Origin of the sequence: Paractinoplanes tereljensis, from assembly GCF_016862435.1 — a bacterium.
Classification (GTDB): domain Bacteria; phylum Actinomycetota; class Actinomycetes; order Mycobacteriales; family Micromonosporaceae; genus Actinoplanes; species Actinoplanes tereljensis.
Window position 1 is genome coordinate 459,879 of record NZ_BOMY01000033.1, and the last position, 17,173, is coordinate 477,051.

Sequence of the window (17,173 nt, forward strand, 5' to 3'; positions counted from 1 at the left end):
CCCCTGATCCTACGAGTGGATCACAAGGGCAGGGGTTCACGCGGCGATCAGGTGGCGCTCCCCATACGCGTCGGTCGCGGACAAACGGGACGCGACGGTGCTGCGGGCGGCGATCTGCGCGGCGTAGACGGCGCGGCGGCGGGCGACGCAGCCGTCCTTGGGGGCGGCGGTCTCCTGCTGCTCCATGTGGGTGGCCAGGCCGTCCTTGAGCAGGGCGAGGGCCTCGGTGCGCAGCTGCGACACCCGGGACTCGGTGACGCCGAGCTCGGCGGCGACCTCGGACAGCGGGCGCTCCTGCAGGAAGGAGGCCTCGACGACGAACCGCAGGCGCTCCGGCAGGACCGCGACGGCGTCGTGCAGGTAACCGACCCGCTCGCGGTGCAGCAGCATCTCCTCGGGGTTCAGGGAGGTCTCGGTGACCATGTCGTCGGAGCTGGTGGCGAAGCCCTGCAGGGACAGCACGGCGGCGCGCTGCACGTCGTCGTCGACGTTGGCCAGCTCGGCGACCGCCACGCCAAGAAGTGAAGCGAGCTCGGTCGGGGTGGGGGTGCGGCCCAGCTGGGTGGTGAGTTCCTGGCGGGCCACGTCGGCGCGGCGGGCCCGGGCGCGGACCGAGCGGGTCGCCCAGTCCATGCCGCGCAGCTCGTCGAGCAGGGCGCCGCGCACCCGCATGGCGGCGAACTTGCCGAACGGGATGCCACGCTCGGTGTCGAACGCCTTGGCCGCGGTCACCAGGGCGGTGTAGCCGGCCGAGGCGAGGTCGTCGCGGTGCACGTGCGGCGGAACCTTGAACAGCATCTCGCGGACCATGTGGCCGACCAGGGCCATGTTCTCGCGGATCAGGTTCTCCTGCTCGCGGGTAACGGTCTTGATAGCGGCGCTGCTCATGTTCGGTTCCCCCCGTTGTTGGCTGCGGGGTGAACTTTTCGTTGCGCCGGGTGCAGGTAGTGGTCACTCTCGGTTGCGAACCGGTAGCGCCGGGAAATTTATCTCAAGTAAGCAGCCAGCCGTTATCCAAAGCGAGCCGGACGGCTTCGGCCCGGGTGCGGGCGCCGGTCTTGCCGATCGCGCTGGACAGGTGGTTGCGCACGGTCCCTTCGGAAAGCCGCAGGTCACGGGCGATATCGGCGACCGTTCCGCCGTCCCGGGCGGCCCTCAGCACGTCGCTCTCCCGGTCGGTCAGCGGCGATTCGCCCTGCGCCAGGGACTGGGCCGCAAGTTCAGGATCAACAACCCGCAGCCCTTCGTGTACGCGGCGGACGGCGTCGGCGAGTTGCCGGGCCGGGGTGTCCTTGACGATGAATCCGCTGGCTCCGGCGGCCATCGCCTGACGCAGGTAACCGGCCCGGCCGAAGGTGGTCACCATCAACACCTTCACCGCGGGTAACGCCCGGCGCAGTTCCCGGGCGGCGGCGACCCCGTCGAGGCCGGGCATCTCCACGTCCAGCAGCGCCACGTCGATGTCGTGGTCGCGGGCGGCGGCGAGGACCTCGTCGCCGCGGCCGACCTCGGCGACGACCTTGAGGTCGGCCTCCATGTCGAGCAGGGCCGCCATCGCGCCGCGAACGAGGGCCTGGTCGTCGGCCAGCAACAGTTTGATCATGAGGGGACCTCCACGCGTACCCGGAATCCCGGCTGGTCGGACCGTCGGCCGACGGTGAGTTGAGCGCCGAGTGCGTCGGCCCGCCGGCGTAGCCCGGCCAGGCCCTGGCCGTCGGCCGAGGCGGTGGTGCCGCCGGTGCCGTCGTCGAGGATCTCCACGACGGTGGGGCTCAGGTGCACGGCGGCGTGGCTGGCCCGGCTGTGCCGGACGATGTTGGTGACGGCCTCGCGGATCGTCCAGGCGAACAGTTCCCGGTTGCGGCTGGGGATCTCGTCGGCGGCACCGGGAAGCACAGCCTCGACGTTAGCGGCCGCGAGGGCCTCGCGGGCGGCGGCGATCTCCCCCGGCAGCGAGATGCCGCGGACGCCCATCGCGGTGGACCGGACGTCGGCGAGGGCGTCGCGGGCCAGGGACTCCAGGTCGGCGAGTTCCCGGCGGGCGCGGTCCAGGTCGACGTCGAGCAGTCGCTGGGCGAGTTCGGCCTTGACGGTGACGACGGTGAGCGAGTGGCCGAGGATGTCGTGCAGGTCGGCGGCGATCCGGGCCCGTTCGTTCTGCACGGCCAGGTCGGCGATCTCCTGCTGGGCGTCGACCAGCCGGCCCTGCCGCAGGGTGGCGAGCCGGAAGCCCCAGGTGGCCAGGGAACCGAGCAGGACGGCCAGGCCGTACCCGTTGTCGGCCCAGCCGGGCACCACCGCGGGCAGGATCTCGGCGGTGGCTCCCAGCAGCACGGCGAGCGGTACGGCGGCGGCGAACGGGAGGCTGATCATGCCGAACGCGGCGATGTACACCAGGCAGGTCAGGGCGTGCGCGCCGGCGCCGGGGATCTGCAGGCCGAACAGGGCCAGCATGACCGCGACGCCCAGGCCCGCCCGCAGGGTGTATCCGGCGGGTGGGTTCGGGGCGCTGCGGATCATGCTGGCCAGCCGGACCATGAACAGGTAGGTGCCGGCGAACAGGACCACGGCGACCAGGCCGGTAACCCGCCACGGCAGGTTGGGCTGTTTCAGCAGCTGACCGATGGTGTCGAGGAGGTAGAACAGCCAGATCGCGGCGAAGACCCAGCCGTGCCGCCAGCCCGAGTAGGGAGCCATGGTCATGAGGCTAGACGCGGGCCGTGTCGCGGCGGAAACGCCACATGGCGCCCGCCGAGAACAGGGCGGTCCAGACGACCACGTTCAGGACGGCGATCCACAGGGTGCCGTCGTGCACCAGCGGGTAGCGGGCGATCTCGCCGACCCCGTACACCGGGGTGAACTTGGCGATGGTGGCGAACGTGTGGCCGAACGTGTCGACCGGGGCGAACAGGCCACCGGCGAACGACAGCACGGCCAGGACCGGGCCGAGGATCTGCATGACGTTCTCGCTGGGCAGCAGGTATCCCATGAACAGGCCGAACGCGGCGAACACCAGGGCGCACACCCAGGCCAGCAGGCCGCACAGGATCCAGGCGTGAGCCGGCAGCTGCGCCCCCGACACCGCTCCCACCGCGAATGCCACCGCCACCGACACGAACCCGATGATCATCGCGAGGACGAGTTTCACGGCGATGTAGGCGACCGGTTTGAGGGGGGTCAGTCGTAGCTGCCGGCTCCACCCGGCGGCGCGTTCGATGCTGACCATCGCGCCGCCGCTCGTGGTGGCCAGCATCGCGCCGTAGACGGCCATGCTGACCAGGATGTATCCGGTGACGTTGCCGCCGCCGATGCGTTCGCTGCGGTTGCTGGCGTTGGTGCCGAACAGCAGGAAGAACACCGCCGGCATGATCAGGGTGAACACCACGGTGCGGCGGTTGCGCATCATCCGCCGCAGCTCGAGCCGGATCATGCCGAGGTTGAAGCCGCCGAAGCGGGGCAGGTTCCGGGCAGCCACGGTCGTCATCGGGTGCTCCCGGCGTCGTCGGCGGTCAGGGTGAGGAAGGCTTCTTCGAGGTTCCGCGAGGTGATCTCCAGGTCGCGCGCGGGCGTCGACGTGAGCAGATACCGGGCAATCGAGTCGGTGTCGCGGCCGTGCAGGTAAACCGTGTCGCCACGGACCTCTGCGGTGTCGACCCCCGCGATCGCCCGCAGATCCTCCTCAAGAGCGCCAGGCAGGGTCGCCCGCACGGTACGGCCTGAGGCCAGCGCCTTGACGGAGGAGGCCGTACCGTCGGCGACGATCTGGCCGCGCCGTACGAAGACGACCCGGTCCGCGTACGCGTCGGCCTCTTCCAGGTAGTGGGTGGCGAAGATGACGGTGCGGCCACCGGCCGCGTCCCGGCGGATCGCCTGCCAGAAGTCGTGCCGCCCACCGACGTCCATACCGGTGGTGGGTTCGTCGAGGATCAGCAGCTCCGGGTCGGGCAGCAACGCCATCGCGAACCGCAGCCGCTGCTGCTGCCCGCCCGAGCACTTGCCGACCAGGCGTTTGCCGATGTCGGCGATCCCGGCCCGGTCCAGGGCCTCGCCGACGGTCGACGGCGGTTTGCCGAACAGCACCGCGGTCAGCTTGACGGTCTCCTCGACCGTGTAGTCCTTGAGCAGCCCGCCGGTCTGCATGACCGCCGAGACCAGGCCGAGCGCGACCGCGTCGTGCGGCTTACGCCCGTACACCCGGATGTTTCCCTCGGTGGGCTGGGCGAGTCCGAGGAGCATGTCGACCGTGGTGGTCTTGCCGGCCCCGTTGGGGCCGAGCAGGGCGACCACCTCGCCGGGCCGGATCTGCAGGTTGATGCCGTCGACGGCGGTGACCGGGCCGTAGCGTTTGACCACGCCGTCGAGGTCGACGGCGAGATCCGCGGTGTCGCGGTCCGTGGTGCCGGGTGATGCGGTGAGGGTCATGGGAATCATCGTGGTCGGCCCGGGTTGCCGGGCCGGGGGCCACGCGTCATCTGTTGCCCATGACAAACGTCAGGGATTCATCGATTCCGGCTCGGCGCCGGCCAGGAACTCGTCCACCGCCGCCTTGAACACCTCCAGACGCGACAGCACGCCGCCCTCCGGTTCCTCCTCCTCGATCAGGGCCAGCAGGATGTGCCCGGTGCCGACGACCGGCTGCCCGGTGCGGGTCATCTCCCGGAAGGTCAGTTCCAGGGCCTTGCGGGCGCGCGCGTCGTAAGGGACGAGGTCGGGCGCCGGGCCGTCGGTGGCCGGCAGGGCGGCGGTCGCCGCGCTGCGCACGGCTTCGAGATCAAGACCCTGCGCGGTGAGGGCCTGGCTGCCGAGGTTGCCGGCCTCTTCCAGTACGCCGAGCAGCAGGTGCTCGACGTGGATCTCCGGGTGCCCGCCCGTCTTCGCGATGTTCATCGAGGCGAGCACGGCGGCGCGGGCGGGCGTGGTGAACCGGTCGAAACCCTGCTCCTGGCCCTTGGGGACGAACCGTTTCTGGGCGGCCTGCTTGGTGACGCCCATGCTGCGGCCGATCTCGGTCCAGGACGCCCCGGAGCGGCGGGCCTGATCGACGAAGTGGCCGATCAGGTGGTCGGCCAGGTCGCCCAGGTGGTCGCCGAGGATGACCGCGTCGGACAGCCGCTCCAGGACGTCGTCGGGCCGGTTGGAGTTGATCGCGTGGATGAGTTCGTCGAGGCGGACGGGTGGAACGATCTGCTGCGTCATGCCGTCAACCCTAGGTTGACGATGCTCGGTCCGTCAACGTCTGGTTGACGGTGCGGCGGCCGAGGGCGGCGAACTCCGGCTTCAGCGTGTCGTAGTAGTGCCAGGCGCCCAGGCCGAACAGCAGCGCCCAGGCCCGGCCTCGTTCCCAGGTCGCGTCGTCGACCGCCAGGCGGTTTCGGAAGACCTGCCGGGCCGCCGGGTCGAACAGGGCCCACGCCGCCATCAGGTCGCAGGCCGGGTCACCGACCCCGGCGCACCCGAAGTCGATCACCGCGTCCAGCCGGCCGTCCCGGTAGAGCACGTTGGTCGGCAGCAGGTCACTGTGCACCCACACCGGCGCCCGCTCCCAGCCCGGCAGCTCCAGTCCGGCGTCCCACAACGCCGCGGCCCCCGGCACATCGAGATCGCCGAGGGCCTCCCGTACGTACGCGTCTGATTTTTGGTAGTTGCCGGCTCGATAGGCGGCCGGCGCGTCCGCCGGCACGGGCGCGGCCTGCAGGGCCGCCACGAAATCCCCCAGGGCCGTCGCCGCCGCGACACTGTCGCCCATCCGGTGATCACCGGGCCGCCACGCATAGACCGACCACGGCATCGGATACCCCGCGGCGGGCCGGCCCAGGCCGACCGGTGCCGGCACCGCGAGAGGCAGAAACGGCGCCAGGTACGGCAACCAGCGCTGCTCCTTGACCACGTTGCCGGCACTGCGCGGCATCCGTGGCAGCCGCACCACCAGGTCGTCCCCGAGCCGGAACATGACGTTGTCGGTGCCCGCCGCCGGAACCGCCCGCAGCGGCCGCCCGGCCCAGGCCGGGAACTGCTCGTCGACCAGCCCTCGCACCAGGTCTGCGGAGATGTCCAGCTCATCGTCGTGCAGTTTCATGACGCCTCCCTCGCGCCGGCGCGGCGTACCACGCGCAGCAGGTATTCCTTGCGGTCGAGGGGATCCGGGCCGGTCCGGTCCCGCGACGGCGCCGGCCCGCGCACCGGGGCGTAGTGGTCGAACGCGCTGTCCAGGACCCCCTCGCCGCGGGTCAGCGCGGGCAGCCGCCGCTGCAGCTGGTGGACCATGGCCGCCGGGATCTCCCCGTCGATCCCGGCCGGGCCGGTCGACAGCGGGATCGCCCGCAGCCGGGCCAGCAGCGGCAGCACCGCCGGCACGCAGTCGGCCGGCACCTCGGCCCGGAACGCGTGCACCGGCTCGAGCACCACCGTCCCGGCCCGGTGCAGCGCCGCCATCACCACCAGGGGCGTCACGTTGCGGAAGTCGGCGCCGGTCGACGACATGCTCTTGTCGAACACCCCGTGCGCATGGCTCTGCCGCGCCGAATACCCGGAGTGGGTCATCACCACCCGGCAGTCCGGGACCGGCCAGCCGTGCAACCCCTGCCGCAGCGTCTCGCGGACGCTCTGCTCGACCGCGGTGAAGAACGCCAGCGGCATCGACCCCAGCTCCACTCCCAGACCGAATTCGACACCCGGCTTGGGTGCCGGGGAGATCCGCAGGCCGACCGTGGCCAGGAACGGGTTGGGGTCGACCTTGTTGAACTCGACCGCCTCCCCTACCCCGGCCGGGCGCTCGATGTGCAGGGTGGTGGTCTCCCGGAAGGTCACCTGAAGGCCGTAGCGCTCGGCCAGGGTCGCCTGGATGACCTCCTTCTGCACCTCCCCGTAGAGCGACACGTACACCTCGTGCCGCTCGTCGTCCTGACGCAGATTGATCAGCGGATCCTGCTCGGCCAGGTCGGCCAGCGCGGCGTGCAGGTCGCCCCGGCGGGACGCCAGCACCGCGGTTTCCAGGCTGGGCGGCGCGAATTGCGCCTGTCGCGCGGCTTCCGGCCGTACGCCGATGGGGTCCCCGATCTTGATCTTTGTCAGGCCGCGGACCGTGCCGATCTGACCCGCCCGGATCTCGCCGGCCGGGCGGGTCGTGCCGTCGGCGAACACCTCCAGGCCGGTGACCCGGTCCGCACCGACGGTGTCGCGGACCCGCAGCGAGCCGCCGAACATCCGCAGGTAGGCGATCTTCTCCCCGGCCGGGCCCCGGTCGACCTTGAACACCGTGCCGCTGGGGTGTTTCGCGCGGCGCGCGGCCGGCAGCAGGGTGGTGATGCCGCCGATCAGCTGATCGATGCCGGCGCCGGTGATCGCCGACCCGAAGTACACCGGGTGGACCTTCTCCCGGACCCGCAACGCCGGCGAGACGTCGTCCACCAGGGCGGTCAGCACCTCGTCGTCGTGGTCGGCCAGCCGCAGCCAGTCGACCTGTTCCTCGGTCGCCGCCGTTTTCGTGCCGATCGCGGTGACCCGGCTCATCGGCACGATCGCCGGGCTGATCCGGGCCGCGATCTCGGCGAGGACCCCGTCCTCGCGCGCCCCACCCCGGTCGATCTTGTTGACGAAGATCAGGGTGGGGATGCGCAGCCGGTGCAGGGTGCGGGCCAGAACCACGGTCTGCGCCTGCACCCCCTCGACCGCGGAGATCACCAGGACCGCCCCGTCGAGCACGCCGAGGACCCGTTCCACCTCGGCGATGAAATCCGGGTGGCCGGGCGTGTCGATCAGGTTGACCGTGCGGCCGCGCAGCGTGAACGACACCACCGCGGACTTGATGGTGATGCCGCGGCGGCGTTCCAGGTCGAGAGTGTCGGTGCGGGTGCTGCCGTCGTCGACACTGCCCAGTTCGTCGATGACACCGGCGGCGAACAACAGCCGCTCGGTGAGGCTGGTCTTACCGGCGTCTACGTGCGCCAGAATCCCGAGATTGAGCGTTTGCAAGCGTCATGTCCCTCACGGTGAGCCGGATTCCTTCCTGGGTGGACATGTACGCAGCGCGCATCTCGGTTTCCTTATCGCTAGGTGGTTGGTGCTCGGTCAGCTCATCAGAGCTTCGGGCCGCGGGCAACCGATTTGTCGGCCTCGCGGCGGCCGCGCTTGCCCAGCGGCACCACCGACATGTCGACGGCCTGCGAGGTGAGGTCCTTCACCGGGTAGCCGTGCCCGGCCATCCAGTCGGCGGCCTTGCGCTCGGCGCGGGCGGCGGCTTTCGGGATGTCGGCCTCCTCGTCGACCTCATCAGCGAACCGGAACGTGAAGAACGGCCGGGCCGGCAGGTCGTAGGTCAGATGCCCCTCGGCCGTGTATTCGGTGTGCAGGAAGTCGTGCTCGGCCTGCTTGGCGACCAGCTCGGCCAGCGCAGACTCACTCAACCCGGCGAACTTCCCCCGCACGGTGACCCGAATAGTCCGGCTCATTACCTCTCCCTCTTAGTCGGCGCTGCCTCTTCGGCGGCGCGGTCTTTCCGGCGGCCAGTATCCGGGGCGCACCCCCGATCGCGACACCGAAATACCCGTCGGACTCACGGTGCGATTTCCCGGCAGCCCCCGATGCCACCATGCGGCCATGCGCTTCCGTGAATACGCCAGCTACCGGCCGCCGCAGCCACCCACCCCGGCCCGCCCCCACGACACCCACCACCGCTGGCTGCGCGACGACATCGCCTGCGACATCCTCGGCGACGACCCGGCCGCCCCCGCCGCCTGCCTGCTGGGCGAGATCCGCACCGCCGGCTTCGCCGACACGTTCCTGCTGGTGGTAGCCGACGACGGCAAACTCGAATACCGGGTAGAACGAGGCGCCGGCAGCGTAGAGGTAGACCGAGACCTGGCCCTGATCGCCGCCCACGCCCTGCAACGCCTGGTAGACGACCCGGCCGCCCGCCTGGCCAACGGCATCTTCCGCGCCGCGATCTGGGCCGCCACCACCTCCCCGGCCCGCACCCAGACCAGCGGCCTGGAGTGGATAGCCACCTTCGACCAGACGGACAGCCACTTCGCCGTGCCCGGATTGCCAGGATTGCTCCCAGGGGACCGGCGCTTGGCCCGAGCCTTGGCCCGGATGCTCGGCTCCCCGGCAGACCTGGCCGCCCAGCGCCGCTTCGACGCCGCCATCGACGCCGCCGCCCTGCGGGCAGGCCGTCCCACCGCCCGCCTGACCGCCACCACAGTGCTAACCCCGGCCGGCGTAACCGCGGCTCTGACCGGCACCGACCCCGACCCGTCCCGCACGGCCGCGATAGCCGGCCTGGCCGTAACCGGCGACTGGCCCCCGGACGGTGCCCCTGACTTGCTGATGGCCCCGACGGTCCGCTGGCACGGCCGCGACTGGCACCTCTGAGGACGCTCTTAACGGCCCTGAGCTGCCACGTATCCGCATAGGCTGTTCGGATATGTCCATCTGGCAGCATTCGTGGTTCGCTGTCAATGGTGCGGCTTCGTTACCACCAAGCACAGCGATAACACTCGCGGAGGTCGACATGGCCGAAGATGAATTGGAAGATCCGGAAACTGTCAGGCCGGAATCGAAGGACGACGGCAAATCTGATCAAGCTACCGAGGATGACGCCAAGGCGTCCAGCGCGCTGGAAAAAGCGACGTCCTGGGTCGTAATGAGAATAGTCGGATCCATCCACGGCTCATCCCCAGAATGAGCAATCCCGGGAATATCTATTTCGATTTCATCGAGCAGGAACTGACGGCGGAGCGTGCGCGTATGTCATCCCTCGACTCGCGGTCTGCGTCAATCGTCGCCTCGTCGGTGACGCTTGCCGGATTGATCGGAATTGGTGGAGCGCTCGCGTCGCCCGGGGTGATCCGCCAGAACGTGGTTTCATCAATTCTTCTGACGTGCGCGATCGGGGCCTTTGTGTGCGCATCGCTGCTTGGCATCCTGAGTGGACGTCGACGCCTACTCAAAGCAATTTCCGACGAAACGCTCAAGGATATGATCAGTGATCAACATTGGACAGATTCGGAGGAGCTGGCACAGCGGGCGGTCGCCTTCGTCAAAGTCCAAACTATCTGCTCAATTCGCGCAAGCAATGCGAATCGGGGGAAAATATTGACAGCCGCGCTTATAGCTCAGATTGCCGCGCTTGCACTTGTAGCGAGTTACGCCTCTGCCCGCATCCTCCTGTGACCTCGAACGTCAAGGATTCAGGCCGGGAGGTCGTTCAGTCCAGAAGTCGGCCGAGGAGAGCCGACTGGCCGGCGGCGAGAACGTGGCCCTGGGCGAGGGGCAACCAGTAACACTCGAAGCGGATCGGTGGTCTGTCGCCGTCTCCGCGCTCCTCGGAGAACCAGCGCTGCGGCACCTGCGGGGAATCGATCGACAGATGGTAGAAGTGCCGGACGTGGATGGCGTCGGCATACGGCCGCATGTCGAACTCGCTCGCCCCTAGGTACCGCTCCACCCGGAACCCGTCCAGGCCGGTCTCCTCGGCGGCCTCACGCAGCACTGCCACCTCGGGCAGTTCCCCGTCCTCGACGGTTCCGGCGGGAACCTGCAGCCCGGATTGATCGAAGCCGGCATCGTCGGCGTGCAGAAAGACCAGAAGCCGGCCATCCCGCACGACATAGGCGACAACCTTCTGCGGTCTCAGCACCTCAGGGCCAGCTGATCTCGTCGCAGAATTCGGCGGCGGCCTCTACCACCTGGGACAGGATCGCTATCGACGCGGTTACCGGGCCTGGGACGTACATGCCGTGGTCGGCGTCGGGGACCTCGAAGACGTGCGGGGTCAGGCGGCGGGCCGTGTCGCCGTTCCAGGCTCGGTCGTCGGTGCCGCCGATCAGCAGGAACGGGGCCGTCGCCCGTTCCAGGGCGGCCACCACGTGCGGCAGCTGCAGCAGCGGGGTCAGCCAGATGGCCGGCAGGTCGCGTTCGGCGGCCAGCGCCGCCGCGTTCGTGCCCAGGGACTTGCCGATCAGCAGCGGACGGCCGCCCAGCTTGTCGAGCAGCGGGGTCACCTCGGCCCGGACCCATTCGACGGTGGCCGGTTCGTAGATCTCGGGGATGCCGGGCGGGGTGCTGACCCAGTCGTGCCGGTGCACGGTGGCGCCACGCGACTCGGCCAGGTCGGCGGTGTAGAGCGGCAGCGGGGACAACGTGCCACCCATGCGGCCCGGCAGCACCACGACATCGTTAGCCATTCAACGACCCTAGTGGGGGGCGAAGCGGAACGCGATCCCGCGCGGATCCGGCACCTCGGCCAGGCCGTCGACCTTGGTGAAGCCGGCCAGCCGGGTCAGCGCGTCGCCGGCCGTGCCGGTGCCGCCGAGTTGCACCAGGATGCCGGTGAAGGTCAGCCACGCGTCGGCGGTGAGTTCGGCCGGGCCGTGGTGGTCGATGTCGCCGGCCACCGTCACCAGCACCCGGATGCGCGGGCCGTCCTGTTCGGTGATCCGCAGGTCGATCCGGTCGTAGCGGTGGTGCCCACCGTCGTGGACGCAGGCCTCGACCGGTTCGGCGAACGAGTCGCAGGTCGCGGCGGCACCCGCCATGTCCTGCCAGCCGGCGGCCGGTAAAGGCAGCCATTCCACGGTCAGGGCGGCCGGGCCACCGTCGATCGGGATGCGGAAATTCCAGGTCAGCGCCGGTTGCACGCCGACCGTCTGGTTGTCGAAGAGCAGCCCGTGCCATTCACCACCCACGGCGGGGAGTCTCCCACAACCGGACTCGGGCCCTGAAATCAGACACCGGGCAGGTGCGCGTTGACCACCCGGGCGGCCGCCGCGAACTCCGGCACCTCCAGGACCTCGACCCCGGCCGCGATCAGCAACGCGACGCCTTCGCAGGTGACGAACACGTCCGGTTCCCGCCAGGCGATCACCACCCGGGGGATCCGGGCGGCCAGGATCAGCGCCGCGCAGGTGGCGTCGGGGCGATGCGTGCGTTTCGAGCAGGGCTCGAGCGTGCTGTACAGGGTCGCGGCCGGCAGCCGCGGGTCGCCGGTCGCCTTGGCCAGGGCCGATTCCTCGGCGTGCACGAGCGGGTCGGTGTCGCGGGACCAGCCGGCGGCGATCTCGGTGCCGTGCTCGTCGACCAGCACGGCGCCGACCGCGAACGCGGTGGCCGACCGGGGTGACCGGTGCGCCAGCGCGACCGCGTGGCTCATCCACCGCTGGTGGTCCATGACAGGCCCTCCCCGTCCGCCCGGCAACCTGTCGACGATAGCGGGGCCGAATCCTCATACGACGGCAGGTGCGACCGATCTCTCGCGGTCGGAGGTGTGCTCATGATCGCTCGTACTGCCGTGGCCGGTGCCGCGGCGCTGCTCGCCGGCTTGACCGCTGCCGTGCCCGCCCACGCGGACCCGGCCGTGACCGTACCGGCGACCTACACCCTGCTGGCCGACGCCGGGGCCGGCGGCGGTTCGCAGCCGGTGCTGCTGATGGGCGACCAGACCGTCGAGGTCGACGCGTCGGTCACCGCCGATCTCACCCCGGGGCAGAAGGTGACCGCGACCGTCCGCGGCGCCACCGGCACCGCCGAGCAGGTCGTCGACGCGATCGACGACGGCCGGGCGCGGGTCACCGCGGCCCGGGCCACCTCGGCGGCGCTGCCGACCGCGCTGGCCGGGGCGCACGAGCTGACCATCGTGCCGGTCACCACCGGCACCGCCGACAGCACCACCGTCGGTACGCTGACGCAGATGGGCCGGCAGCTCGGCGACTTCTGGTCGGCGCAGACGTCCGGCGCGCTGACCGTCCCGGACGCGGACATCACCGTGCACGACTGGGTCACCGGCTCGGCCATCTCCGCGAACGACTGTGACCCGGAGCAGTGGCAGGACGCGGCCCTGGAAGCGCTGGGCCGCACCGCCGACAGCTTCACCGGCCGGGAACACCTGGTCATCTACATGGCCGCGAAGAACAGCACCTGCGGCTGGGCCGGGCTGGCCTACATGCCGGGCAACACCATCTGGCTCAACGGGTACGGCTACGCCGACGGTTTCGAGCACGAGTTCGGCCACAACCTGGGACTGGGCCACGCCGGCGACGAGACCTGCGGCTATGTGGCGGCCGGGTCGGCGATCACCCAGAACTGTGAGGTCGTCGAGTACGGCGACTACGACGTGATGGGTTACGCCCGCTACGGCGACGGCAACGGCCTGAACACGTCCAAGGCCGACGAACTCGGCCTGCTCAAGTCGGTCACCCCGGCCGCCGGCACCCGCGTCACCCTCGCTCCCCGGTCCGACCGCAGCGGCGTACGCGCGGTGAAAGTGACCGGCACCGACGCCACCTACTACGTCGAGTACCGGCCCGACCCGGCCGCCGGCACCGCCGGTGAGCAGGACAGCCCGTCCCCGGGCGTGCAGGTCCGCAAGGTCGCCGACGGCGACAACGTCAGCACCCTGCTGCCGGCCCTGCGCTACACCGGCGACAGCGACCCGCAGAACGCGTCCCTCCCGACCGGTCAGGCGATGGCCCTGCCGGGCACCGGCTTCGACGTGGTGCACGAGTCCGGTTCGGTGGTCTACCTGCGGGCCGCCAGCACCGAGTCGATCACCGCTCCCACCCTGCAGGCCCCGGCCGACGGCGGCAGCACCGGCCTGACCAGCACGATCAGTTGGTCGGCGGCCGCCAACAGCGCCACCGCGATCGCCGGTTACCTGCTGATCGTCGACGGCACCCAGTACGTGCAGTCCCCGTCGCAGCTCAGCCGCCAGGTCACCCTGACCGCGGGCAGCCACCAGGTCACCGTGGCCACGCTCAGCTCCCAGGGCGACATCAGCGACACCCGCACCGCCACCTTCACCGCGACCACCACGACCACCCGGCCGTCCGCGCCGAAGGTGACGTTCCCGCCGCAGGGCGCGGCCGCCACCACCAGCGTGCTGCGCTGGCAGGCCGTCTCGGGGGCGGCGAAGTACACGGTCACCGTCGACGGCACCACGAAGACCCTGTCGGCCGGCACGACCAAGCTGGTGCTGAGCCTGGCCCGCGGCACCCACACCCTGGCGGTCCGCGCCTACAACTCCGCGGGTGCCGCCTCGGACCCGGTCACCGCGACGATCACCGTCAACCGGACCTGGGCCGCGACCGCCGGAAAGATCACCGCCCCGAGCAATGGGGCGAAGGTCGCCGCGTCGGCGACCCTGAAGTGGGCCGCCCCGTCGGTCCGGACCGGTGACCCGCTGGTGTCCGGTTATGACCTGCGCACCGACAGCGGCACGTGGGTCTCGGTCAGCGCCGCCACCCGCAGCCGGGTCGTCAAACTAGCCGCAGGAAAGCACACCCTGACGGTGCGCACCCGCTACGAGACCGGCGCCACCGCGCAGGTCACCGTCAAGGTGACCCGCTAACAGAACTCGTAGTGGTAGCCGGGCGTGGCGACCGGAACGACATCCCTGTCCCGCAGGATGATGGAGATCCGGTCGCCGTCCGCCCGGCACGCTTGGCGGTACGCGTCGATGCCGTTGTCGGTGTACTCGATCTCGTACACCTGCTCGCCGTAGATCTTCCGGTAGGCGTCGCACTCGTCGTAGACCGCGCACTCCTCCGCGACCGCGAAATCAAAACCCAGACCGGCCAGGTCCGGCGCGTTCTTCTGCGCGATGGCCAGGCCTTCGCGGTGGGCGCGCTCCTTCAACAGCCGGGCGTACGCGAGGGAATCGCTCTGTTTCAACCGGCTGTTCGAGCGGGTGTACGAGTCGAGGTTGTCCGGTTCCACCGCCCGGAATCCCTGCTTCGCGCAGCCGGCGAACCAGTCCCCGACGATGCCCGCGAGGGCGGCGCGTTTCGCGTCGGTGGAGATGTCCAGGATCCGTTCGCCGGGCCAGTCCGGGTCGGTCAGGTAGCCGTCGCCCTTGCTGCGTAACAGCAGGTCGTCGTGGTTGGCCGACCACCACGTGTTCTCGGCCGGCTGGGTCTGGAACGCGTTGACGTAACAGATCGAATAGACCCCGGGCGCCGGCTGCGCCGTACGGTCCCGGTCCACGATCGCCACCCCGGCGGCCGGCGGATAAGCGCCACCCAGCTGGTAGTCGAACCGCCCGTTCGCGGGCGGGTTCTCCCAGGCGACCGTCGGCATTCCTTCGACCGGCGATTGCTCGCGGCAGCCGCCCAGCACCGCGGTAACCAGCAGCAGTGCCGCGACGACTCTCATCAGAACAGTGTCAGGGGTTCGTCGACCGGTTCGGGGGTGGGTAGCGGTTCCAGGCCGGGGACCAGGGCGCGGACCTCGTCGTGGAAGCGGCGGGCCAGGGCCGGGGCGTCGGCGTTGTCCGGGGTGTGCAGGAAGACGGTGGGTTCGCGGCCCTCGTGCAGCCAGGCCGCGGTCCGCCGCACCCACGGCTGCCAGCCGGCCACGGTCTCGGCGGTGTCGTCACGGCCCAGGTAGCGGACGATCGGGGTCGCGGTCAGCGCGGTGCTGCGCGCCGGCACCCGGGGTTTCTTCGTCCAGGCCTCCCGTTCGGCGGCGCTGGTGGGCGGCTTCGCGAAGAACGCGGTCGTGTCGAACGGCACCCATTCCGTGCCGGTGTCGTGCAGGACCTCTTCGAGCGGGCCGGGTTCGGCGAAGAAGCCGGGGTGCCGGACCTCGACCGCGTACCGGTGGCCGCCGGGCAACTCGTGCAGGAACCGGGCCAGTGCCGGCAGGTCGTCCGGGCCGAACGAGGCGGGCAACTGAATCCAGTACGCGTGCACCCGGGCTTCCAGGGGTGCCATCACCCGCAGGAACGCGGTCACGTCCGGGGTGGCGCCGATCAGCCGCCGCTCATGCGTGACGACCTTGGGCAGCTTGAGGACGAACCGGAACCCCGCCGGGGTCTGCGAAGCCCAGGACTCCACAGTCGCCGGGGACGGGGTGGCGTAGAAGGTGGTGTTTCCTTCCACGGCGGTGCACTGACCGGCGTACGCCCGCAGTGGTTTCTGGCCCTTGGGAACCGCCCAGGCCTGGTGCGACCACATCGCGCAACCCACGTAAAGCCGCATGGCGGCGATTTTAGAGGGCGGCCGCCGCGGCCGGCTTCCGGCCGCCCAGCGCGGGCGCGGCCAGCGCCGCGAAGATCAGGAACAGCAGGACCGCGAGCATCGCGCCGCGCAGGCCGAAGTGCTCGCCGAGGAAACCCAGCGCGGGCGGCCCGACCAGGAACGCCAGGTAGCCGACGGTGGCGACCAGGGACACCCGGGCGGTCGGGTTGGCGCCGGAGTCACCGGCGGCCGACAACGCGACCGGGAAGCCCAGCGCCGAGCCGAGGCCCCACAGCAGCACCGCCGCGCCGGCCGCGATCTGACTGTCCACCGCGATCACCACTAGCAAGCCGGCGGCGCCGATGACCGCGCTGGCGAACAGCACCACCGCCCGGCCGAACCGGTCGAGGAAGAAACCGCCGGTGAACCGGCCGATCGTCATGGCCGCCACGAACACCACGTAGACGCCGGAGCTCAGCGCCGGGTCGAGGCCGTGCCCGTCCACCATGATCAGCGGGAGCCAGTCGTTGGCGGCGCCCTCGGCCAGGGCCATGCCCAGCACGATCACGCCGATCAGCAGCAGCCGCCGGTCACGCCAGACGGCCGGGCCGCGGGTCTTCTGCTCGTCGCGCTGTTCGCGGCCGGTGCCGGCCGGCACGAACCGCATCGCCACCAGGCACAGCGGGAAGGTCACCAGGGCCATCCCGGCCAGGTGCCAGACCACCGGGACCGCGGCGGCGGTGAAGATCATGCCGAGGATCGCGCCGATGACCGTGCCCAGGCTGAAACAGCCGTGCATGGACGGCAGGACCGGCCGGCCGATGATGCGTTCCACGTCGGCGCCGTCGACGTTCATGGCCACCTCGCCGCAGCCGAAGCCGAGGCCGAGCAGGAACAACCCGGCCGCCACCACGAGGCTCTGCGACAGGGCCGCGCCGAGCCCGACGACCGGCGTGCAGGACACGATCGTCAGGGCGCCGGCCGCGATCACCGGCCGGGTGCCGTACCGGGTGACCAGCTTGCCGGAGAACAGGATGCCGATCATCGAGCCGGCCGACAGGCCGAACAGCACCAGGCCCATCTCGGCGGTGGACGCGCCGAGCAGGTCCCGGATGTCCGGCGTGCGGGTCACCCACGACGACAGGGCAAGGCCCGGAATGAGGAAGAGCCCGAACAGAGCCAGCCGGCGACGAGACGTGGCGAGATCCACGGGTGTTCCCCTA

At 70.5% G+C, this 17,173-nt stretch carries 20 protein-coding genes; 4 read left to right on the plus strand and 16 right to left on the minus strand.

Annotation, left to right across the window (positions count from 1 at the left end):
- Positions 1 to 36: 36 nt before the first annotated feature.
- From Ate02nite_RS24925 to Ate02nite_RS24965, 9 genes are all read right to left on the minus strand, one after another.
- On the minus strand, positions 37 to 888 hold the full coding sequence (locus Ate02nite_RS24925) for a sigma-70 family RNA polymerase sigma factor (RefSeq protein ID WP_203809555.1): 852 nt from the start codon (positions 886 to 888) through the stop codon (positions 37 to 39).
- Between the two features lie 103 nt (positions 889 to 991).
- Complete coding sequence (locus Ate02nite_RS24930) at positions 992 to 1,603, minus strand: response regulator transcription factor (RefSeq protein WP_203809557.1); 612 nt, start codon at positions 1,601 to 1,603, stop codon at positions 992 to 994.
- On the minus strand, positions 1,600 to 2,697 hold the full coding sequence (locus tag Ate02nite_RS24935) for a sensor histidine kinase (protein ID WP_203809559.1): 1,098 nt from the start codon (positions 2,695 to 2,697) through the stop codon (positions 1,600 to 1,602). Before Ate02nite_RS24935 ends, Ate02nite_RS24930 begins: the two co-directional genes overlap by 4 nt.
- Positions 2,698 to 2,707: 10 nt before the next feature.
- A complete protein-coding gene (locus tag Ate02nite_RS24940) occupies positions 2,708 to 3,484 on the minus strand; it encodes an ABC transporter permease (RefSeq protein ID WP_203809560.1) in 777 nt (258 codons plus the stop codon).
- Positions 3,481 to 4,422 carry an ABC transporter ATP-binding protein gene (locus Ate02nite_RS24945; protein ID WP_203809562.1) on the minus strand — a complete coding sequence of 314 codons (942 nt, stop codon included), beginning with the start codon at positions 4,420 to 4,422 and terminating at the stop codon, positions 3,481 to 3,483. Before Ate02nite_RS24945 ends, Ate02nite_RS24940 begins: the two co-directional genes overlap by 4 nt.
- A gap of 69 nt (positions 4,423 to 4,491) precedes the next feature.
- The gene (locus Ate02nite_RS24950; protein WP_203809564.1) at positions 4,492 to 5,196 is read right to left on the minus strand and encodes a Clp protease N-terminal domain-containing protein; all 705 of its coding nucleotides are present in this window, start codon (positions 5,194 to 5,196) and stop codon (positions 4,492 to 4,494) included.
- 10 nt (positions 5,197 to 5,206) lie between these two features.
- Positions 5,207 to 6,076, minus strand: coding sequence for an aminoglycoside phosphotransferase family protein (locus Ate02nite_RS24955; RefSeq protein WP_203809566.1), 870 nt, complete (start codon positions 6,074 to 6,076; stop codon positions 5,207 to 5,209).
- A complete protein-coding gene (locus Ate02nite_RS24960) occupies positions 6,073 to 7,971 on the minus strand; it encodes an elongation factor G (RefSeq protein WP_203809568.1) in 1,899 nt (632 codons plus the stop codon). The genes Ate02nite_RS24955 and Ate02nite_RS24960 overlap by 4 nt, the downstream gene beginning before the upstream one ends.
- A 104-nt stretch (positions 7,972 to 8,075) precedes the next feature.
- Positions 8,076 to 8,447 (minus strand): DUF6204 family protein, encoded by a 372-nt coding sequence (locus Ate02nite_RS24965; protein ID WP_203809571.1) that lies wholly within the window; start codon positions 8,445 to 8,447, stop codon positions 8,076 to 8,078.
- 148 nt (positions 8,448 to 8,595) lie between these two features.
- Between Ate02nite_RS24965 and Ate02nite_RS24970 the strand changes: the two genes are divergently transcribed.
- Genes Ate02nite_RS24970 through Ate02nite_RS24980 form a run of 3 tightly spaced genes read left to right on the plus strand, consistent with a single transcriptional unit; the run spans position 8,596 to position 10,170 of the window.
- The gene (locus Ate02nite_RS24970; RefSeq protein WP_203809573.1) at positions 8,596 to 9,369 is read left to right on the plus strand and encodes a hypothetical protein; all 774 of its coding nucleotides are present in this window, start codon (positions 8,596 to 8,598) and stop codon (positions 9,367 to 9,369) included.
- A 52-nt stretch (positions 9,370 to 9,421) separates the two neighbouring features.
- Positions 9,422 to 9,682 carry a hypothetical protein gene (locus Ate02nite_RS24975; protein WP_203809574.1) on the plus strand — a complete coding sequence of 87 codons (261 nt, stop codon included), beginning with the start codon at positions 9,422 to 9,424 and terminating at the stop codon, positions 9,680 to 9,682.
- Positions 9,679 to 10,170 carry a hypothetical protein gene (locus tag Ate02nite_RS24980; protein ID WP_203809576.1) on the plus strand — a complete coding sequence of 164 codons (492 nt, stop codon included), beginning with the start codon at positions 9,679 to 9,681 and terminating at the stop codon, positions 10,168 to 10,170. Before Ate02nite_RS24975 ends, Ate02nite_RS24980 begins: the two co-directional genes overlap by 4 nt.
- Positions 10,171 to 10,204: 34 nt before the next feature.
- On the opposite strand, the gene Ate02nite_RS24985 is transcribed toward Ate02nite_RS24980, so the two are convergent.
- Genes Ate02nite_RS24985 through Ate02nite_RS25000 form a run of 4 tightly spaced genes read right to left on the minus strand, consistent with a single transcriptional unit; the run spans position 10,205 to position 12,166 of the window.
- The gene (locus Ate02nite_RS24985; RefSeq protein WP_203809578.1) at positions 10,205 to 10,636 is read right to left on the minus strand and encodes an NUDIX hydrolase; all 432 of its coding nucleotides are present in this window, start codon (positions 10,634 to 10,636) and stop codon (positions 10,205 to 10,207) included.
- Between the two features lies 1 nt (position 10,637).
- Positions 10,638 to 11,183 (minus strand): alpha/beta fold hydrolase, encoded by a 546-nt coding sequence (locus Ate02nite_RS24990; RefSeq protein ID WP_203809580.1) that lies wholly within the window; start codon positions 11,181 to 11,183, stop codon positions 10,638 to 10,640.
- Between the two features lie 9 nt (positions 11,184 to 11,192).
- Positions 11,193 to 11,684 (minus strand): hypothetical protein, encoded by a 492-nt coding sequence (locus Ate02nite_RS24995; protein ID WP_203809582.1) that lies wholly within the window; start codon positions 11,682 to 11,684, stop codon positions 11,193 to 11,195.
- Between the two features lie 38 nt (positions 11,685 to 11,722).
- Positions 11,723 to 12,166 carry a deaminase gene (locus tag Ate02nite_RS25000; protein WP_203809584.1) on the minus strand — a complete coding sequence of 148 codons (444 nt, stop codon included), beginning with the start codon at positions 12,164 to 12,166 and terminating at the stop codon, positions 11,723 to 11,725.
- A gap of 102 nt (positions 12,167 to 12,268) precedes the next feature.
- On the opposite strand from Ate02nite_RS25000, the gene Ate02nite_RS25005 reads away from it, so the two are divergent.
- On the plus strand, positions 12,269 to 14,341 hold the full coding sequence (locus Ate02nite_RS25005) for a hypothetical protein (protein ID WP_203809586.1): 2,073 nt from the start codon (positions 12,269 to 12,271) through the stop codon (positions 14,339 to 14,341).
- Here Ate02nite_RS25005 and Ate02nite_RS25010 read toward each other — a convergent pair.
- The 3 genes from Ate02nite_RS25010 to Ate02nite_RS25020 are packed head-to-tail and all read right to left on the minus strand — an operon-like array spanning position 14,338 to position 17,160.
- Complete coding sequence (locus Ate02nite_RS25010; protein ID WP_203809587.1) at positions 14,338 to 15,144, minus strand: endo alpha-1,4 polygalactosaminidase; 807 nt, start codon at positions 15,142 to 15,144, stop codon at positions 14,338 to 14,340. The two genes, Ate02nite_RS25005 and Ate02nite_RS25010, sit on opposite strands and share 4 nt — an antisense overlap.
- Positions 15,144 to 15,971: a DUF72 domain-containing protein gene (locus Ate02nite_RS25015; protein ID WP_203809589.1), complete on the minus strand. Its 828-nt coding sequence runs from the start codon at positions 15,969 to 15,971 to the stop codon at positions 15,144 to 15,146. The genes Ate02nite_RS25010 and Ate02nite_RS25015 overlap by 1 nt, the downstream gene beginning before the upstream one ends.
- A gap of 10 nt (positions 15,972 to 15,981) precedes the next feature.
- On the minus strand, positions 15,982 to 17,160 hold the full coding sequence (locus Ate02nite_RS25020) for an MFS transporter (protein ID WP_203809591.1): 1,179 nt from the start codon (positions 17,158 to 17,160) through the stop codon (positions 15,982 to 15,984).
- Positions 17,161 to 17,173: the final 13 nt, after the last annotated feature.